This is a genomic window from Pseudomonas sp. SWRI92 (assembly GCF_014268685.1).
Lineage (GTDB): Bacteria > Pseudomonadota > Gammaproteobacteria > Pseudomonadales > Pseudomonadaceae > Aquipseudomonas > Aquipseudomonas marvdashtae.
Map to the genome: position 1 here is coordinate 127,401 of NZ_JABWQY010000006.1, position 15,873 is coordinate 143,273.

The 15,873-nt window shown below is 61.8% G+C and carries 19 protein-coding genes; 2 read left to right on the forward strand and 17 right to left on the reverse strand.

From position 1 onward, the window contains the following. Window positions 1-2: 2 nt before the first annotated feature. The 5 genes from ccmE to ccmA form a co-directional block, all read right to left on the reverse strand. Window positions 3-458 (reverse strand): cytochrome c maturation protein CcmE, encoded by a 456-nt coding sequence (gene ccmE / locus HU762_RS12360; protein WP_186637124.1) that lies wholly within the window; start codon window positions 456-458, stop codon window positions 3-5. Beyond that, entirely contained in the window at window positions 455-631 is a 177-nt protein-coding gene (ccmD, locus tag HU762_RS12365; RefSeq protein ID WP_007939192.1) for a heme exporter protein CcmD, read from the reverse strand. Before ccmD ends, ccmE begins: the two co-directional genes overlap by 4 nt. After that, on the reverse strand, window positions 628-1,383 hold the full coding sequence (locus tag HU762_RS12370) for a heme ABC transporter permease (RefSeq protein WP_186637126.1): 756 nt from the start codon (window positions 1,381-1,383) through the stop codon (window positions 628-630). The genes ccmD and HU762_RS12370 overlap by 4 nt, the downstream gene beginning before the upstream one ends. Window positions 1,384-1,478: 95 nt before the next feature. After that, entirely contained in the window at window positions 1,479-2,147 is a 669-nt protein-coding gene (gene ccmB / locus HU762_RS12375; protein WP_186637128.1) for a heme exporter protein CcmB, read from the reverse strand. Continuing rightward, window positions 2,144-2,779, reverse strand: a complete 636-nt coding sequence (gene ccmA / locus HU762_RS12380) for a cytochrome c biogenesis heme-transporting ATPase CcmA (RefSeq protein ID WP_186637130.1) — start codon at window positions 2,777-2,779, stop codon at window positions 2,144-2,146. Before ccmA ends, ccmB begins: the two co-directional genes overlap by 4 nt. 197 nt (window positions 2,780-2,976) lie before the next feature. On the opposite strand from ccmA, the gene HU762_RS12385 reads away from it, so the two are divergent. Together HU762_RS12385 and HU762_RS12390 are read left to right on the forward strand one after the other, a co-directional pair. Next, window positions 2,977-4,548 carry a flagellar hook-length control protein FliK gene (locus tag HU762_RS12385; protein ID WP_186637132.1) on the forward strand — a complete coding sequence of 524 codons (1,572 nt, stop codon included), beginning with the start codon at window positions 2,977-2,979 and terminating at the stop codon, window positions 4,546-4,548. Next, window positions 4,545-4,874 (forward strand): EscU/YscU/HrcU family type III secretion system export apparatus switch protein, encoded by a 330-nt coding sequence (locus tag HU762_RS12390; protein ID WP_186637134.1) that lies wholly within the window; start codon window positions 4,545-4,547, stop codon window positions 4,872-4,874. Before HU762_RS12385 ends, HU762_RS12390 begins: the two co-directional genes overlap by 4 nt. Before the next feature lie 181 nt (window positions 4,875-5,055). Here HU762_RS12390 and HU762_RS12395 read toward each other — a convergent pair whose 3' ends face one another. From HU762_RS12395 to fleN, 12 genes are all read right to left on the reverse strand, one after another. Continuing rightward, window positions 5,056-5,451: a DUF2802 domain-containing protein gene (locus tag HU762_RS12395; RefSeq protein WP_186610450.1), complete on the reverse strand. Its 396-nt coding sequence runs from the start codon at window positions 5,449-5,451 to the stop codon at window positions 5,056-5,058. A 1-nt stretch (window position 5,452) separates the two neighbouring features. Continuing rightward, a complete protein-coding gene (locus HU762_RS12400; RefSeq protein WP_186637136.1) occupies window positions 5,453-5,938 on the reverse strand; it encodes a chemotaxis protein CheW in 486 nt (161 codons plus the stop codon). Between the two features lie 72 nt (window positions 5,939-6,010). After that, a complete protein-coding gene (locus HU762_RS12405; protein ID WP_186637139.1) occupies window positions 6,011-6,889 on the reverse strand; it encodes a CheW domain-containing protein in 879 nt (292 codons plus the stop codon). Between the two features lie 96 nt (window positions 6,890-6,985). Next, window positions 6,986-7,777: a ParA family protein gene (locus tag HU762_RS12410; RefSeq protein WP_186637141.1), complete on the reverse strand. Its 792-nt coding sequence runs from the start codon at window positions 7,775-7,777 to the stop codon at window positions 6,986-6,988. Window positions 7,778-7,826: 49 nt separating this feature from the next. Next, window positions 7,827-8,711 carry a flagellar motor protein MotD gene (gene motD, locus HU762_RS12415; protein ID WP_186637144.1) on the reverse strand — a complete coding sequence of 295 codons (885 nt, stop codon included), beginning with the start codon at window positions 8,709-8,711 and terminating at the stop codon, window positions 7,827-7,829. Between the two features lie 15 nt (window positions 8,712-8,726). Beyond that, window positions 8,727-9,467 (reverse strand): flagellar motor protein, encoded by a 741-nt coding sequence (locus HU762_RS12420; RefSeq protein WP_186610446.1) that lies wholly within the window; start codon window positions 9,465-9,467, stop codon window positions 8,727-8,729. After that, window positions 9,467-10,600, reverse strand: coding sequence for a chemotaxis response regulator protein-glutamate methylesterase (locus tag HU762_RS12425; protein WP_186637147.1), 1,134 nt, complete (start codon window positions 10,598-10,600; stop codon window positions 9,467-9,469). Before HU762_RS12425 ends, HU762_RS12420 begins: the two co-directional genes overlap by 1 nt. Window positions 10,601-10,648: 48 nt before the next feature. After that, entirely contained in the window at window positions 10,649-12,892 is a 2,244-nt protein-coding gene (locus tag HU762_RS12430; protein ID WP_186637150.1) for a chemotaxis protein CheA, read from the reverse strand. Between the two features lie 30 nt (window positions 12,893-12,922). Then, window positions 12,923-13,708 (reverse strand): protein phosphatase CheZ, encoded by a 786-nt coding sequence (locus HU762_RS12435; RefSeq protein ID WP_186637153.1) that lies wholly within the window; start codon window positions 13,706-13,708, stop codon window positions 12,923-12,925. Between the two features lie 18 nt (window positions 13,709-13,726). After that, window positions 13,727-14,098, reverse strand: a complete 372-nt coding sequence (locus tag HU762_RS12440; RefSeq protein ID WP_008006721.1) for a chemotaxis response regulator CheY — start codon at window positions 14,096-14,098, stop codon at window positions 13,727-13,729. Window positions 14,099-14,269: 171 nt separating this feature from the next. Beyond that, complete coding sequence (gene fliA / locus HU762_RS12445) at window positions 14,270-15,013, reverse strand: RNA polymerase sigma factor FliA (protein ID WP_014337177.1); 744 nt, start codon at window positions 15,011-15,013, stop codon at window positions 14,270-14,272. Next, window positions 15,010-15,840 carry a flagellar synthesis regulator FleN gene (fleN, locus tag HU762_RS12450; protein WP_003184001.1) on the reverse strand — a complete coding sequence of 277 codons (831 nt, stop codon included), beginning with the start codon at window positions 15,838-15,840 and terminating at the stop codon, window positions 15,010-15,012. Before fleN ends, fliA begins: the two co-directional genes overlap by 4 nt. Window positions 15,841-15,873 lie beyond the last annotated feature (33 nt).

Genomic DNA, 15,873 nt, shown 5'->3' on the forward strand with positions numbered 1-15,873 from the left:
GATCAACCCTCCTTCACGGGAGCGGGCGCCGACTGGCCGCTGTCTTTCAAGGCCTTGGTCACTTCCGGCGGCATGTATTTCTCGTCGTGCTTGGCCAGCACTTCATCGGCCACTACCACGCCGTCGGCGTTGATCTTGCCCAGGGCGACGATGCCTTGCCCTTCGCGGAACAGGTCCGGCAGGATCCCGCGATAGGTGATGGTCACGGTCTTGTTGAAGTCGGTGACGTTGAACTTCACATCCAGTGAATCGCCAGAGCGCACCAACGAGCCCTGTTCCACCATGCCGCCGGCGCGGATGCGGGTGTCCTCGGGCGCTTCGCCGTTGGCAATCTGGGTCGGCGTGTAGAACAGGTTGATGTTCTGCTGCAAAGCGCTCAGGGCCAGGCCGACCGCAGCGCCGACCCCGACGAGGATCGCAAGGATGATGACAAGACGTTTTTTGCGCAGCGGATTCACTGACCGTTCTCCCGGCGCAGACGACGCGCCTCTTGTTGCAGATACCGCTTGCGGGCCAGGATCGGCGCCGCCACGTTGAGGGCCAGCACCGCCAGGCAAATGCCATAGGCTGACCAGACATACAGGCCATGATGGCCCATGGCGAGGAAATCGCCGAATGACGCGAAACTCATCGAGCGGCCTCCAGGCTGTTCTGTACTTCGGCCTTCACCCAGCTGGCCCGGGCTTCGCGCTTGAGCACTTCGAGGCGCATGCGCAGCAACAGCACCGCGCCGAAGAAACAGTAGAAACCCAGCGCTGTCAGCAACAGCGGCAGCCACATCTCCACCGGCATCGCCGGTTTTTCCGTGAGGGTGAACGTCGCGCCCTGGTGCAAGGTGTTCCACCATTGCACCGAGTATTTGATGATCGGGATGTTGATCACGCCGACAATCGCCAGCACCGCGCAGGCCTTGGCGGCGCTATCACGATTGCTGATGGCGTTGCCCAGCGCAATAAGACCGAAGTACAGGAACAGCAGGATCAGCATCGACGTCAGTCGTGCATCCCAGACCCACCACGAGCCCCAGGTCGGCTTGCCCCAGATCGCCCCGGTGACCAGCGCCACGGCAGTCATCCAGGCGCCAATGGGCGCGGCGCATTGCAAGGCGACGTCGGCCAGTTTCATCTTCCACACCAGCCCGACCACACCGCATACCGCCAGCATTACGTAGATGGACTGGGCCAGCATCGCCGTCGGAACATGGATATAAATGATCCGAAAGCTGTTGCCTTGCTGGTAGTCCGGCGGCGCGAAGGCCAGGCCCCAGACCAGGCCGATGCCGATCAGCAACAGGGCGGCGACGCTCAGCCAAGGCAGCATTTTGCCGCTGATGCCGTAGAACCATTTGGGTGAGCCGAGCTTATGAAACCAGGTCCAGTTCATTGCAGTTTCCATCACGGTCGCGGCTCGCCATCACGAGTCGCCAGGTCGGCCTTTACTTCAAGAAGAAGTGGTCAGTTTTTGACCAGGCCTCATTATTATTCGCCGACGCTGATCTTCAGGCCAGCGGCTATTGCAAAGGGTGTCAGGGTTATCGCCAGGGCGGTCAGGCTCCCAAGCCACAGCAGATAACCAGTCGCCGGCATGCCTTGCAACGCCGCCTGCAAGGCGCCGCTGCCCAGGATCAACACCGGGATGTACAACGGCAGGATCAGCAAGGCCAGCAACAGGCCGCCGCGCTTGAGCCCCACTGTCAACGCCGCGCCCACCGCGCCGAGCAGGCTCAGCACCGGCGTACCCAGCAGCAGCGACAACAGCAACACCGGCATGCATTCAGCGGGCAACCCCAGCATCATCGCCAGCAGTGGTGAAAGCAACACCAACGCCAGGCCGGAAAAAACCCAGTGTGCCAGTACCTTGGCCAAAACCAGAAGGGCCAGGGGGTGCGACGAAAGGACCCACTGTTCCAGGGAACCGTCTTCGAAATCGCTGCGGAAAAGCCCGTCCAGCGAGAGCAGGACCGATAAAAGCGCTGCCACCCAGACCAGCCCAGGCGACAAGGTTTGCAACAATTGAGTCCCTGGACCGACCGCCAACGGGAACAGCGCGATAACAATCGCAAAGAACACCAACGGGTTGGCCAGTTCGGCCGGACGGCGAAACAGCAGGCGCCCCTCACGGGCAAGCAACAGGCCAAACACACTCATACCGCCCAGTTCCCCAGATCGATGTTGCGATAACCGGACGGCATCCGGGCCAATGTGTGGTGAGTAGTCAAGAGCACCATCCCACCGTTCTCGCAATGCCGGGCCAGATGTTCTTCAAGTTGCGCGACGCCCTGCTTGTCCAGGGCGGTGTAAGGTTCGTCGAGAATCCACAGCGGCGGGCTGTCGAGGTACAACCGGGCCAGGGCCACGCGGCGTTGCTGCCCGGCGGACAAGGTGTGGCTCGGCACATCTTCGAAGCCACGCAAGCCTACCGCCGCCAAGGCCTGCCAGATCGCCTCGCGCCCGGCCGGCCGATGCAGCGCGCAGAGCCAACTGAGGTTTTCTTCAGGGGTCAGCAGATCCTTGATACCGGCGGCATGGCCGATCCATAGCAGGTTGCGGGCCAGCTCGCTGCGCTGGCTGTGCAAAGGATGGCCATTGAGCAACACCTGGCCGGCGGTGGGCTGCATCAACCCGGCCAGCAGGCGCAACAGGCTGGTTTTGCCGCTGCCGTTGGGCCCACTGATCTGCACCATATCGCCACGGGAGAGTCTCAATTCGAGATTTTCGAAAAGCAGTCGCAGGTCTCGCTCACAGGCGAGGCCAACGGTTTGCAAGAGAGGACTGGTCAAGGGATCACGGGCCTTATACGGTTCAAGTCGGCAATGCAGCGGCCGTTAAAGTGGTGCAGCATAGATGCATTGATGGCCTGTTCCACAGAGCTGCGTCAACAAAAGCGAGGTTTTTGCCACTCCCTGGAAGGCGGGCGGCATTATACATGTGAAGCCCTACTCCCAAGAGGGCTTATTTCCCCAAGGTAAGACCGCAGATGACAGGCGACATGAACATCCCGCCGCTGCCTCAGCCCACGGCAACCACGCGCATGCCAGCGGTGACTGGCGAGCTGCTCAAGCTGCTGGCGCCGGCTGAAGGCCTGATCGGGCCCGGCCAGACCGCCAAGGCCGAGGTGCTGTCGCTCAAACAGGCGGACCAGGCGTTTCAACTGCTGCTCAAGGTCACGTTGGAAAGCGGTCGCCAGGCCACGGTGCAGGCCACCAGCACCCAACCATTGCCGCAAGGCACCAGCCTGGCCGTGACCCAACCGTCCGCCAGCAACCTGGCGATTACCGTGCAGCAGGCCCTGGCCTCCAGCGTTGCCACCTTGACCCGAATCGACACGACGCAACTGCCCGTGGGTACGCTGCTGCAGGGCAAAGTGCTGACCAGCCAGGCGTTGCCGCAATTGCCCGGGCAACCGGCGGTGTATCGCTCGCTGGTGAGCCTGCTCAACACCGCCCAGGCCGGCAGTACGCTGGACATCGACAGCCCCCAGCCATTGCGCATCGGCACGCTGTTGAGTGCCCAGGTGCAAGATGCCCAGACGTTGAAGTTCGTTCCCCTGAGCAATCGCCAGGAGCAATTGGCGGTGAGCCAGCAACTGGTGACGCAGGTGAGCCGCCAGGGTTCGCTGGACGGCTTGCTCACCGCCCTGCAAAACCTTCCCGCTAGCGACGATGCCGGGCCCGAGCTGCGCGCCGCAGTCACGCGCCTGTTGGCCAATCTGCCAGACATGCAACAACTGAGCAGCCCCAAGGGACTGGCCCAGGCCATGGTCGCCAGCGGTGTGTTCCTGGAAAGCAAACTGCTGGCCGGTCAACCGCCGAGCCTGGCGCCGGACATGAAAGGCGACCTATTGAAGCTGATCGCCCAACTGACACCGGCCCTGCCCGCCTCCACCAACCTTACCGCGGTCATCGCCGCCAATACTTTGGCCCAGGCACTGCCCAGCTTCGTGCGCAGCGCCCTGGGCATGCTCGGCCAAGTCAGCGCCAAGCCGCAACCGACAGTCTTCCCCCTGCCGTCGCGACTGCTCAAAGGCCAAGACGAAGAAGGCGACCTGGAACATCTGTTGCGCCTGGCGGCTGCCGCCGTGTCGCGCCTGCAAAGCCATCAATTGTCGAGCCTGGAGCAAACCGGGCTGACCGACGACGGTCGGCTGATGAGCACTTGGCAGTTGGAGATACCGATGCGCAACCTGCAGGACATCGTGCCGTTGCAGGTCAAGTTCCAACGCGAGGAAACCCCGCCCCGGGAACAGTCCGATGAACGCCGGGAACAACACGAACCGAAACAGCAGCTCTGGCGAGTAGAGCTGGCGTTCGATATGGAGCCGCTGGGGCCGCTGCAGATCCAGGCGCAGTTGCTCAGCGGCAGCCTGTCCAGCCAGTTATGGGCGCAAAGGCCGTACACCGCGAGCCTGATCGAAAGCAACCTGGCCGCGTTGCGTGAACGCCTGGTGACGTGCGGGCTGAACGTCGGCGAACTGGACTGCCACGTCGGCACTCCGCCTCAAGGCCCGAAGACTCGCCTGGAACAACGCTGGGTGGATGAAACCGCATGACAATCCACACCGAACCCCGCCAGGCCATCGCCCTCAAGTACGACGGCCACCACGCCCCGACCCTCACCGCCAAGGGCGACGAAGCCCTGGCCGAGGAAATCCTGCGCATCGCCCGGGAAAGCGAAGTGCCGATCTACGAAAATGCCGAGTTGGTGAAGCTTCTGGCACGGATGGAGTTGGGCGACAGCATCCCGGAAGAGCTGTACCGCACGATTGCCGAGATCATTGCGTTTGCCTGGAACCTGAAGGGCAAGTTTCCCCAAGGGTTTGACCCGCATGCGCAGCCTGTCGAGAAGGATGTGACGGATCGCGGTGATGATTACTGAGCCGAAGTCTGGCGAGGACTGCTCTTGTGGCGAGGGGGCTTGCTCCCTCGCCACGGGAATGGGTTCAACTGGGCGAAGGTTGAAAAAAAATCGCAACCTCCGGCAGGTCTTATAGAGGTATTTGAACCTCTATAGGCACCGCCAAAGGCTGCGATCTCTTGCAGCTTGCCGCTCAAAGCAATCAACCGCCCTTGTGCAACTTGCTCATCAACTCCGCCTCGGCCTGGGTCAGGCCGCAGGCTTGGGTCAGTTCGTCGACGCTGGCGCCCATGCCGACCAGTCGGGCGGCTTGGGCGAAGGACAGGCTGGAGGGGTCGCGTTGTTCCAGTTGCGCCAACTTGTCCGGCAACGGCGCGACGACGGCACGCAGCTCATGGAGCGCTTCGCCCATGCGCACGGTGCCGTTCTGGTAATCGTCGACGCGCTTGGCCAGGTCGCGGATGCGCTGGTCGCGCAGCGCATCGCCCTGGGCCTGCTCAGCGGCGATCTGCCGCTGGGCGCGGATGTACGCCACGAACATCGCCAGCGTGCCTGCCCAGAAAAGGAACAGGACAATGACTGCTACCTCAAGAATCAAATCAGATACTCTCCAGTTCCGACCACTCTTCTTCGCTCATCATCTTGTCCAGTTCAACCAGGATCAGCAACTCGTTGTTCTTGTTGCACACGCCCTGGATGAACTTGGCGGACTCTTCGTTACCCACGTTCGGCGCCGTCTCGATTTCTGACTGACGCAGGTAAACCACTTCGGCAACGCTGTCGACCATGATGCCAACCACTTGCTTGTCGGCTTCGATGATGACGATCCGGGTATTGTCGCTGATCTCGGCGTTTTGCAGGCCGAAGCGCTGACGGGTATCGATCACCGTGACCACGTTGCCACGCAGGTTGATGATCCCCAGTACATAACTTGGCGCACCTGGAACCGGGGCGATCTCGGTATAGCGCAGCACTTCCTGAACGCGCATCACGTTGATGCCGTACGTTTCGTTATCGAGCTTGAAGGTCACCCATTGCAGAATCGGATCTTCAGAACCCTTTTGAGACGACGCTTTATCATTCATACCCTGACCCCTCGAAAAACCGCCTGTGGCGGTGTGTGTTCTGTCCGGCGGCGCCCTGCGCCACCGGTTGTCTTATATTGGTTTGCGGACCGGCTTGGCGCCGTCCAGGTGTTTTGCCCCGCCGCTGGCGATCAGCTCCGCCAGTTCGGAAACGTCCAGCAAGGCGCACATGTGTTCGATCACCGTACCGGCCAGCCATGGCCGTTGCCCTCGATGGCTGCGCCATTTGATTTCGTTCGGGTCCAGGCGCAGCGAACGGCTGACCTGGTGCACCGCCAAACCCCACTCGTAACCCTGCACTGAAATCACGTACTGCAGGCCCTGGCGAAAATCATCGCGATAACGGTCCGGCATGACCCAACGCGCGGTATCCAGCACTTTCAAGTTGCCGGCCTGGCTCGGCAGGATCCCGAGGAACCACTCCGGCTGGCCGAACAACGGTGTCAATTCCTGGCCAGCCAGGGAATAAATCGATCCCAGGCAGACCAACGGCACCGCCAGGGTCAACCCGGCGACATCGAACAACAGGCACTCGAACGGCTCGGCAGCCCACGCCGGACGGTCATCGCCCGGCACCGGCGGCGGCGGACTGCTCGGCGGCAGGTGGATTTCCACCACCGGCGTCGCCAGGCCTTGCAACAACGGTGCGACGGTCGAAACCGGCGCCAGGATCGGCGCAGGCGCTTGCATCACCGCCACCTGCGGCTTGCTGGTCGGCGCCTCGAGCACTGCGGCAGCCACTGGCGGCCGTGCATCACGGGCCTGCTCTTCGAGCACCGCCGCCTGGAACTCATCCAGCACCGCTTCAGGCTCGGCTTCGACCGGCCCGGGCAACGCCTCGGCCGCAGTCGGCTGCGCCGGTAATTCTTCAGTCGCTTCCTGCAATAGCCCGTCCAGATAGGACTGCAAGGCCATTTGCGGACGCGAGGTTGTCTTGATCGGGCGGTTCATAGGAACTGTGCGCCACTTGAAAAGGTTATCGGCATGGATACGGCAGGACTTGAGCGCCCGCAAGCGAACACAACGTCAATGGAGAACCTCATCACCTCAAGCCACCTGCTGCGGAACGAGCTGCTGGGCCAGCAGGTGCTTGAGAAGCGCACGGTAGGCCAGTATGCCACGGCTCTTGCCGTCGAATTGCGACGGCGTGACGCCTGCGCGGCTGGCGTCGCGCAGGCGGGTATCAACCGGGATATAGCCTTGCCAGATGTCGTCCGGGTACATGTCCCGCAGCACACGCAGGGTGCCGAGGGACGCTTGGGTGCGGCGGTCGAACAAGGTCGGCACGATGCTGAAGGCCAGCGATTGCTTGCGCGAGCGGTTGACCATCGCCAGGGTGTTGACCATGCGTTCCAAGCCTTTCACGGCCAAATGTTCGGTCTGCACCGGAATCACCAACTGCTGGCTCGCCGCCAAGGCATTGACCATCAACAGCCCGAGCAACGGCGGGCTGTCGATGATTGCGTAATCGAAATCCTGCCACAGCTGCGCCAGACTCTTGGCGATCACCAGCCCCAGGCCGCTCTGACCAGGCGATTGGCGCTCCAGGGTGGCCAAGGCCGTGCTCGACGGTAACAGGGAAATCCGCTCGTCGCTGGTGGACAACAGCAACTGTCCCGGCAAGCCCTCGGGCACGCTACCCTTGTGCAGGAACAGGTCGTAGTTGCTGTGCTCCAGGCTGTCGGGATCGTAGCCAAAGTAACTGGTCATCGAGCCGTGGGGATCCAGATCGACGATGACCACGCGCTTGCCCGCCTCGGCCAGCAAACCGGCTAGAGCGATGGAAGATGTGGTTTTGCCCACACCACCTTTTTGATTGGCGACTGCCCAGACTCTCATTCGGATCGTTCCTCCCGATCGAGACGCGCTCGACCGAGAAATAGCTCGGTTATAAAGCCGGTGACGGAGAATTGACGGCGTTCTGTCTTGCCGGCGACTTGACCGGGGGCGGTGCAGTTTGTGTGCCAGCCCGCTTCAATGCCGCATCCGGTTTTGCGTTCGCCGTGCCAGTGCCGGTCAGGCTGCGACGGACATCGAGGTTGCGCGAGACCACCAGCACCACCCGCCGATTGCGCGCACGGCCTTCGGCGGTGGCGTTGTTCGCCACCGGCTGGAACTCGCCATAGCCCACCGATGCCAGCCGACCGGGATTGACGCCCTGCATGGCCAGCATGCGCACGATGCTCGCCGAACGGGCCGAGGACAGTTCCCAGTTGGTCGGGTACTGCGCAGTGCGGATCGGCTGGTCATCGGTGAAGCCTTCGACGTGGATCGGGTTGTCGAACGGTTTCAGGATTGTCGCGACCTTATCGATGATGGTGAACGCCATGTCGCTGGGCATCGCGTCGCCGCTGCCAAACAACAGGCTGGAATTGAGTTCGATCTCGACCCACAACTCATTGCCGCGCACGGTCATCTGGTTGGAACTGATCAGGTCGCCGAACGCCGCGCTGATGTCATCGGCGATGCTCTTCAGCGGGTCGCTGCCACCGGCAATGCCGGCGTCGACCTGCTCGGCGTCCCTGACCAGAGGCTTGGCCGGTGTCGTCGTCTTCGGACGCTCGTCACCGATGGGAATGGGCTTGAGGGCGCGGTCGGAGTCGGTAAAGACCCCGATCAACGCCTCGGAGATCACTTTGTACTTGCCTTCGTTGACCGACGAGATCGAATACATGACCACGAAAAAGGCGAACAGCAGCGTGATGAAGTCGGCGTAGGAAACCAGCCAGCGTTCATGGTTGACGTGTTCTTCACGATGCCTGCGACGGGCCATTTTCCATATCCTCCATCAGTCCATGAAGCCCTGGAGCTTCAACTCAATGGAGCGCGGGTTCTCGCCTTCGGCGATCGACAGGATGCCTTCCAGCAACATTTCGCGGTAGCGCGACTGGCGCAATGCAATGGACTTGAGCTTGGCGGCAATCGGCAGCAACACCAGGTTGGCACTCGCCACGCCGTAGATCGTGGCAACGAAGGCCACGGCGATACCGCTGCCCAGTTGCGACGGATCGGCCAGGTTGCCCATCACGTGGATCAGGCCCATGACCGCGCCGATGATGCCGATGGTCGGCGCGTAGCCGCCCATGCTTTCGAAGACTTTGGCCGCTTCGATGTCGCGGCTTTCCTGGGTGTAGAAATCCACTTCCAGGATGCTGCGGATCGCTTCCGGTTCGGCGCCGTCCACCAGCAATTGCAGGCCTTTGCGCGAGTAGTTGTCGGGTTCGGCATCGGCCACCCCTTCCAGACCCAGCAAGCCTTCCTTGCGAGCGGTGAGGCTCCAGTTGACGACGCGGTCGATGCCTCCGGCCAGATCGACCCGAGGCGGGAACAAAATCCAGACCAGTACCTGCATGGCGCGCTTGAACGCGCTCATCGGCGATTGCAACAACGCGGCGCCGACGGTGCCACCGATCACGATCAGTGCGGCCGGGCCGTTGGCCAGCGCGCCCAGGTGACCGCCTTCCAGATAATTACCACCAATGATGGCCACAAACGCCATGATGATGCCGATCAGGCTGAGCACATCCATTACAGGCACGCCTCGACCAGGTGTCTACCGATGTCGTCCAGGCTGTAGACCGCATCGGCCAGGTCCGCCTTGACGATCGCCATCGGCATGCCATAGATCACGCAACTGGCTTCATCCTGGGCCCAGATCGCACTGCCGCCCTGCTTGAGCAAGCGCGCGCCTTCGCGACCGTCGGCGCCCATGCCGGTGAGCACCACCGCCAGAACTTTGTCGCCGTAGGATTTCGCGGCGGAACCGAAGGTAATGTCGACGCATGGTTTGTAATTCAAACGCTCATCGCCCGGCAGGATTTTCACCGCGCCACGGCCGTCGATCATCATCTGCTTGCCACCCGGCGCCAGCAGCGCCAGCCCTGGACGCAGGATGTCGCCATCCTCGGCTTCCTTGACGCTGATGTTGCACAGCTTGTCCAGGCGCTCGGCGAAAGCCTTGGTGAACGCGGCAGGCATATGCTGGATCAGCACGATGGGGGCCGGAAAATTGGCCGGCAACTGGGTCAGGACCCGCTGCAGCGCGACCGGGCCGCCCGTGGACGTGCCGATGGCGACGAGCTTGTAGGCCTTGCGCTTGGGCGCCGGCGACGAAGCGCTGGCAGGCGCCGAACGAGCGGGAGCGGGTGCCGGAGCACTGCGAACCGGTGCCGGGTTGAAACCGCTGGACGACGCTGGCGTTGGCGCAGGCGTCGGCGCGGCCGTAGGCACAGGCGCAGGTGCGCTGTAGGCACTGACGCGTCGGTTGCTGCGGGAGATGCTATGGACTTTCTCGCACAACATCTGCCGGACCTTGTCCGGGTTGCGCGAAATGTCTTCGAAATTCTTTGGCAGGAAATCCACGGCCCCGGCGTCCAGCGCATCGAGGGTGACGCGAGCGCCTTCGTGGGTCAGGGAGGAAAACATCAATACCGGGGTCGGGCAGCGCTGCATGATATGCCGCACCGCCGTGATGCCATCCATCATCGGCATCTCGTAGTCCATGGTGATCACGTCCGGCTTGAGTGCCAGGGCTTGATCGATCGCCTCTTTACCATTGGTCGCCGTGCCGACGACCTGAATGCTCGTGTCCGCTGAAAGAATTTCCGAGACGCGGCGGCGGAAGAACCCCGAATCGTCCACCACCAGGACTTTAACTACCATAAACACTCCGTTAGACGAGGCGCGGCGCTGGGCCACGCCCCTCCAGAATCAAATACGCCGAGCGGCGTAGCGCTTGAGCATGCTAGGCACATCGAGAATCAACGCGATGCGGCCGTCGCCGGTGATGGTGGCGCCGGACATGCCCGGGGTGCCCTGGAGCATCTTGCCCAATGGCTTGATGACCACTTCTTCCTGGCCAACTAATTGATCGACAACGAAGCCGATCCGCTGGGTGCCCACCGAAAGGATCACCACATGGCCTTCGCCCTGCTCGACATGAGCGGCGGAGCTGACCAGCCAGCGCTTGAGGTAGAACAGCGGCAGCGCCTTGTCCCGGACGATGACCACTTCCTGGCCGTCCACCACGTTGGTGCGCGACAGGTCGAGGTGGAAAATCTCGTTGACGTTGACCAGCGGGAAGGCGAAGGCCTGGTTGCCCAGCATCACCATCAGGGTCGGCATGATCGCCAGGGTCAACGGGACCTTGATGACAATCTTGGAGCCCTGGCCCTTGGTCGAGTAGATGTTGATCGAGCCGTTGAGCTGGGAAATCTTGGTTTTCACCACGTCCATGCCCACGCCACGACCCGACACGTCGGAAATCTCGGTCTTGGTCGAGAAGCCCGGGGCGAAGATCAGGTTGTAGCACTCGGATTCGCTCAGGCGATCGGCCGCATCCTTGTCCATCACGCCGCGTTTCACCGCGATGGCGCGCAGCACGTTCGGGTCCATGCCCTTGCCGTCGTCGGAGATCGACAACAGGATGTGGTCACCCTCCTGCTCGGCAGCCAGGATCACCTTGCCGCCGCGAACCTTGCCGGAGGCCTCGCGCTCTTCCGGCGACTCGATGCCGTGGTCGACCGCGTTGCGCACCAAGTGGACCAGCGGGTCGGCCAGGGCCTCGACAAGGTTCTTGTCGAGGTCGGTCTCTTCACCCACCAGTTCCAGAATGATTTCTTTCTTGAGCTGGCGAGCCAGGTCACGAACCAGGCGCGGGAAGCGCCCGAAGACTTTCTTGATCGGCTGCATCCGGGTCTTCATGACCGCGGTCTGCAAGTCGGCCGTGACCACGTCGAGGTTGGACACGGCCTTGGACATGGCTTCGTCCTGGCTGTTGAGGCCCAGGCGCACCAGGCGGTTACGCACCAGCACCAGTTCGCCGACCATGTTCATGATCTCGTCCAGGCGCGCGGTGTCGACCCGAACGGTAGTCTCGGCTTCGCTGGCTGGTTTTTCGGCGGGCGGGGCAGCCGGCGCACGGGCAGGCGCCGGTGCAGCAGCGGCGGGCTTGGGTGTCTCGGCCTTGGGCTCGGGTGCCTTGGCGGCCGGTTTTGGCGCGGCCTTGGCGACAGGCGCAGCGGTAGCCGTCGGCGCGGCAGAGGCCGTACCGACTTCGCTGAACTTGCCCTTGCCGTGCAACTCGTCGAGCAGTGATTCAAATTCGTGATCGCTGATCAGGTCGCTGCCAGCTGCCGCGGCGGCTGGCTTGGCCGGGGTCGGCGCGGAAGCGATGGCCGAATCCAGCGCATCGACGGCAAAGGTTCCCTTGCCATGCAGCTGATCGAGCAACGCCTCGAACTCATCATCGGTAATGTCGGAATTATCGCCAGCCGCCTTTGGCGCGGCCGGGGCCGGGGCCGCTGGGGCTGCGACGGCATCGGCAGCAAACTGACCCTTGCCGTGAAGCTGGTCGAGCAGCGACTCGAACTCAGCGTCGGTAATTTCGTCGCTGGCAGCTGCGCCGGTGGCTGGCGCAGCAGGCGCGGCCGGAGCCTCAGCCTGGGCCTTGACGGCGTTCAGCGAGTCCAGCAGCGATTCGAATTCATGATCGGTGATGTCACCCGATGCCTCGGCAACCGGCTCTTCAGCCACAGGTTCGGCAGGCGCGGCTTCGTCAGCCGATTGCGGCTCGGCCAGGCGTGCCAGCGCGGCGAGCAACTCAGGGGTGGCAGCGGTGACCGGCGAGCGCTCGCGCACTTCGCTGAACATGCTGTTGACCGCATCCAGCGCTTCGAGCACCACGTCCATCAGTTCCGAATCAACGCGACGCTCACCCTTGCGCAGGATGTCGAACACGTTCTCGGCAATGTGGCAGCACTCCACCAGCTCGTTGAGCTGGAGGAAGCCGGCGCCTCCTTTTACAGTGTGGAAACCGCGAAAAATTGCATTGAGCAGGTCCGCATCATCAGGTCGGCTTTCCAGCTCGACCAGTTGTTCGGAAAGTTGCTCTAGAATCTCGCCGGCCTCAACCAGGAAATCCTGAAGGATCTCTTCATCGGCGCCGAAGCTCATTAATGGCTGCTCCTAAAATAGGGCTAAAACTCAAAATCCAAGGCTGGACAGCAAATCGTCCACATCGTCCTGACCGGACACAACGTCTTCTCTTTTATCGGCATGAATCTGCGGACCTTCACCCTGAGAGAGATGTTTTTGTGGATCTTTTTCAGCAAGCATCGCTTCACGGTCGTGCTCGATGCCGGCAAAGCGGTCGACTTGGCTGGCCATCAACACCAGCTTGAGCAAATTGCTTTCCACTTCGGTGACCAGTTGGGTCACGCGCTTGATCACCTGACCGGTCAGGTCCTGGTAATCCTGGGCCAGCAGAATGTCGTTGAGGTTGCTCGCCACGGCACGGTTCTCGGTGCTGCTTCGCGTCAGGAAACCGTCGACCCGACGGGCCAGCTCCCGAAACTCCTCGGCGCCGACTTCGCGACGCATGAACCGACCCCAATCGGTGCTCAACGCCTGGGCTTCATCGCTCAGGCCGTTGACCAGGGGTGTTGCGCTTTCCACCAGGTCCATGGTGCGGTTGGCGGCGGCTTCGGTCAGCTTGACCACATAACCCAAGCGCTCGGTGGCGTCGGTGATCTGCGAGACTTCCTCGGCCTGTGGCATGTTCGGGTCGATCTGGAAATTGACGATCGCACTGTGCAGTTCACGGGTGAGCTTGCCGACTTCCTGGTACAGACCTCGGTCACGGGTCTGGTTGAGCTCATGAATCATTTGAACCGCATCACCGAAGCGGCCCTTTTCAAGGCTGTCGACCAGTTCGCGGGCATGTTTTTTCAGGGTCGATTCGAAATCACCCATTGAAGATTCGTTGTCCATAGCTCCCCCGTGGCGCCGTTAACCGATGCGTTCGAAGATTTTTTCGATCTTCTCTTTCAACGCCTGGGCCGTGAAGGGTTTGACCACATAGCCGTTTACACCGGCCTGGGCCGCTTCGATGATCTGCTCGCGCTTGGCTTCGGCAGTCACCATCAGCACCGGAAGGTGCTTGAGTTTTTCGTCGGCGCGCACGTGGCGCAGCAAGTCGATACCGGTCATGCCAGGCATGTTCCAGTCAGTCACCAGAAAGTCGATGCTCCCGCTGTTGAGGACGGGAATGGCAGTGATGCCATCGTCGGCCTCGACCGTGTTGGTGAACCCGAGGTCACGCAACAGGTTTTTTATGATCCGCCGCATCGTTGAGAAGTCATCAACGATGAGGATTTTCATGTTCTTGTCCAATTCGACCTCCAAGCAGTCTTAAACGCGCCCAGCACCTGGACGCGCCATTTCAATCAATTCCGGCATAACACTCGACAACGGTCTGGAGCACAACGGATGAGACTGGCCCGGCACACACATGCCGTGCCAGCCCCGCTCGCAGCGTCCCCACACTGCCCGTCAGCGCGCTCGCCACTCCCCCAAACGCCCCCGCAAGCGGGCCGCGCACTGGCTGTGTAACTGGCTGACCCGCGATTCGCTGACCCCCAGGACCTCACCGATTTCCTTGAGGTTCAGCTCTTCGTCGTAGTACAGCGCCAAGACCAGTCGCTCACGTTCCGGCAGATTGGCAATCGCATCCGCCAGCGCGCTCTGGAAACGTTCATCTTCCAGGTCACGCGACGGCTCCATGTGAGCACTCGCGTTATCCTCGTGCAGCCCTTCGTGTTCGCCGTCCTGCAAAAGGTCGTCGAAACTGAACAGGCGACTGCCCAAGGTATCGTTCAAAATCCCGTAATAATCATCGAGACTCAACTGGAGTTCGGCCGCAACCTCGTGATCTTTAGCGTCACGTCCGGTTTTAGCTTCGATAGCGCGAATCGCGTCACTGACCATACGCGTATTGCGATGCACCGAACGCGGCGCCCAGTCGCCCTTGCGGACTTCATCGAGCATCGCCCCGCGAATGCGGATACCGGCATAGGTCTCGAAACTGGCGCCCTTGCTCGCGTCGTATTTGTTCGACACTTCGAGCAAGCCGATCATGCCCGCCTGGATCAAGTCTTCGACCTGGACGCTGGCCGGCAGGCGCGCCAGCAAGTGATAGGCGATGCGCTTGACCAGGGGCGCGTAACGCTCGATCAATTCGTACTGGGCGTCCCGTGCCGATTTTTTGTAGAGATGGTTGTAACCGCTGGCTGTCATAACACGGGCCCTGCTGTTTGTTGCACGAGACGCTCGACGAAAAATTCCAGATGCCCGCGTGGGTTGGCCGGCAGTGGCCAGGTATCGACCTTCTGGGCGATCGCCTTGAACGCCAGCGCGCATTTGGAACGTGGAAAGGCTTCATAAACGGCACGTTGCTTCTGGACAGCCTTGCGTACGCTTTCGTCGTAAGGCACTGCGCCGACGTATTGTAGGGCGACGTCCAGGAAGCGATCCGTGACCTTTGTCAACTTGGCGAACAGGTTCCGGCCTTCCTGCGGGCTCTGGGCCATGTTGGCCAGGACGCGGAAGCGGTTCATGCCATAGTCGCGGTTAAGCAATTTGATCAGGGCGTAGGCATCGGTGATGGACGTCGGCTCGTCGCACACCACCAGCAGGACCTCCTGGGCGGCGCGCACGAAACTGACAACCGAGTCGCCGATGCCGGCGGCCGTGTCGATCACCAGCACATCGAGGTTGTCACCGATGTCGCTGAAAGCCTGGATCAGGCCCGCGTGCTGGGCTGGGGTCAGGTGAACCATGCTCTGGGTGCCGGAGGCAGCCGGCACGATGCGAATCCCGCCCGGCCCCTGCAGGAGCACGTCACGCAGTTCACAGCGACCTTCGATCACGTCCGCCAGCGTGCGCTTGGGGGTAAGCCCCAGTAACACGTCGACGTTTGCCAGGCCCAGGTCGGCGTCCAGCAGCATGACCCGTCGGCCAAGCTCTGCCAGAGCCAGGGACAAGTTCACTGACACGTTAGTCTTCCCGACGCCACCTTTGCCGCCGGTCACCGCGATCACCTGTACGGGATGCATGCTGCCCATGTTCGTTCTTTACCTTGTCTTACTTAGACGGAG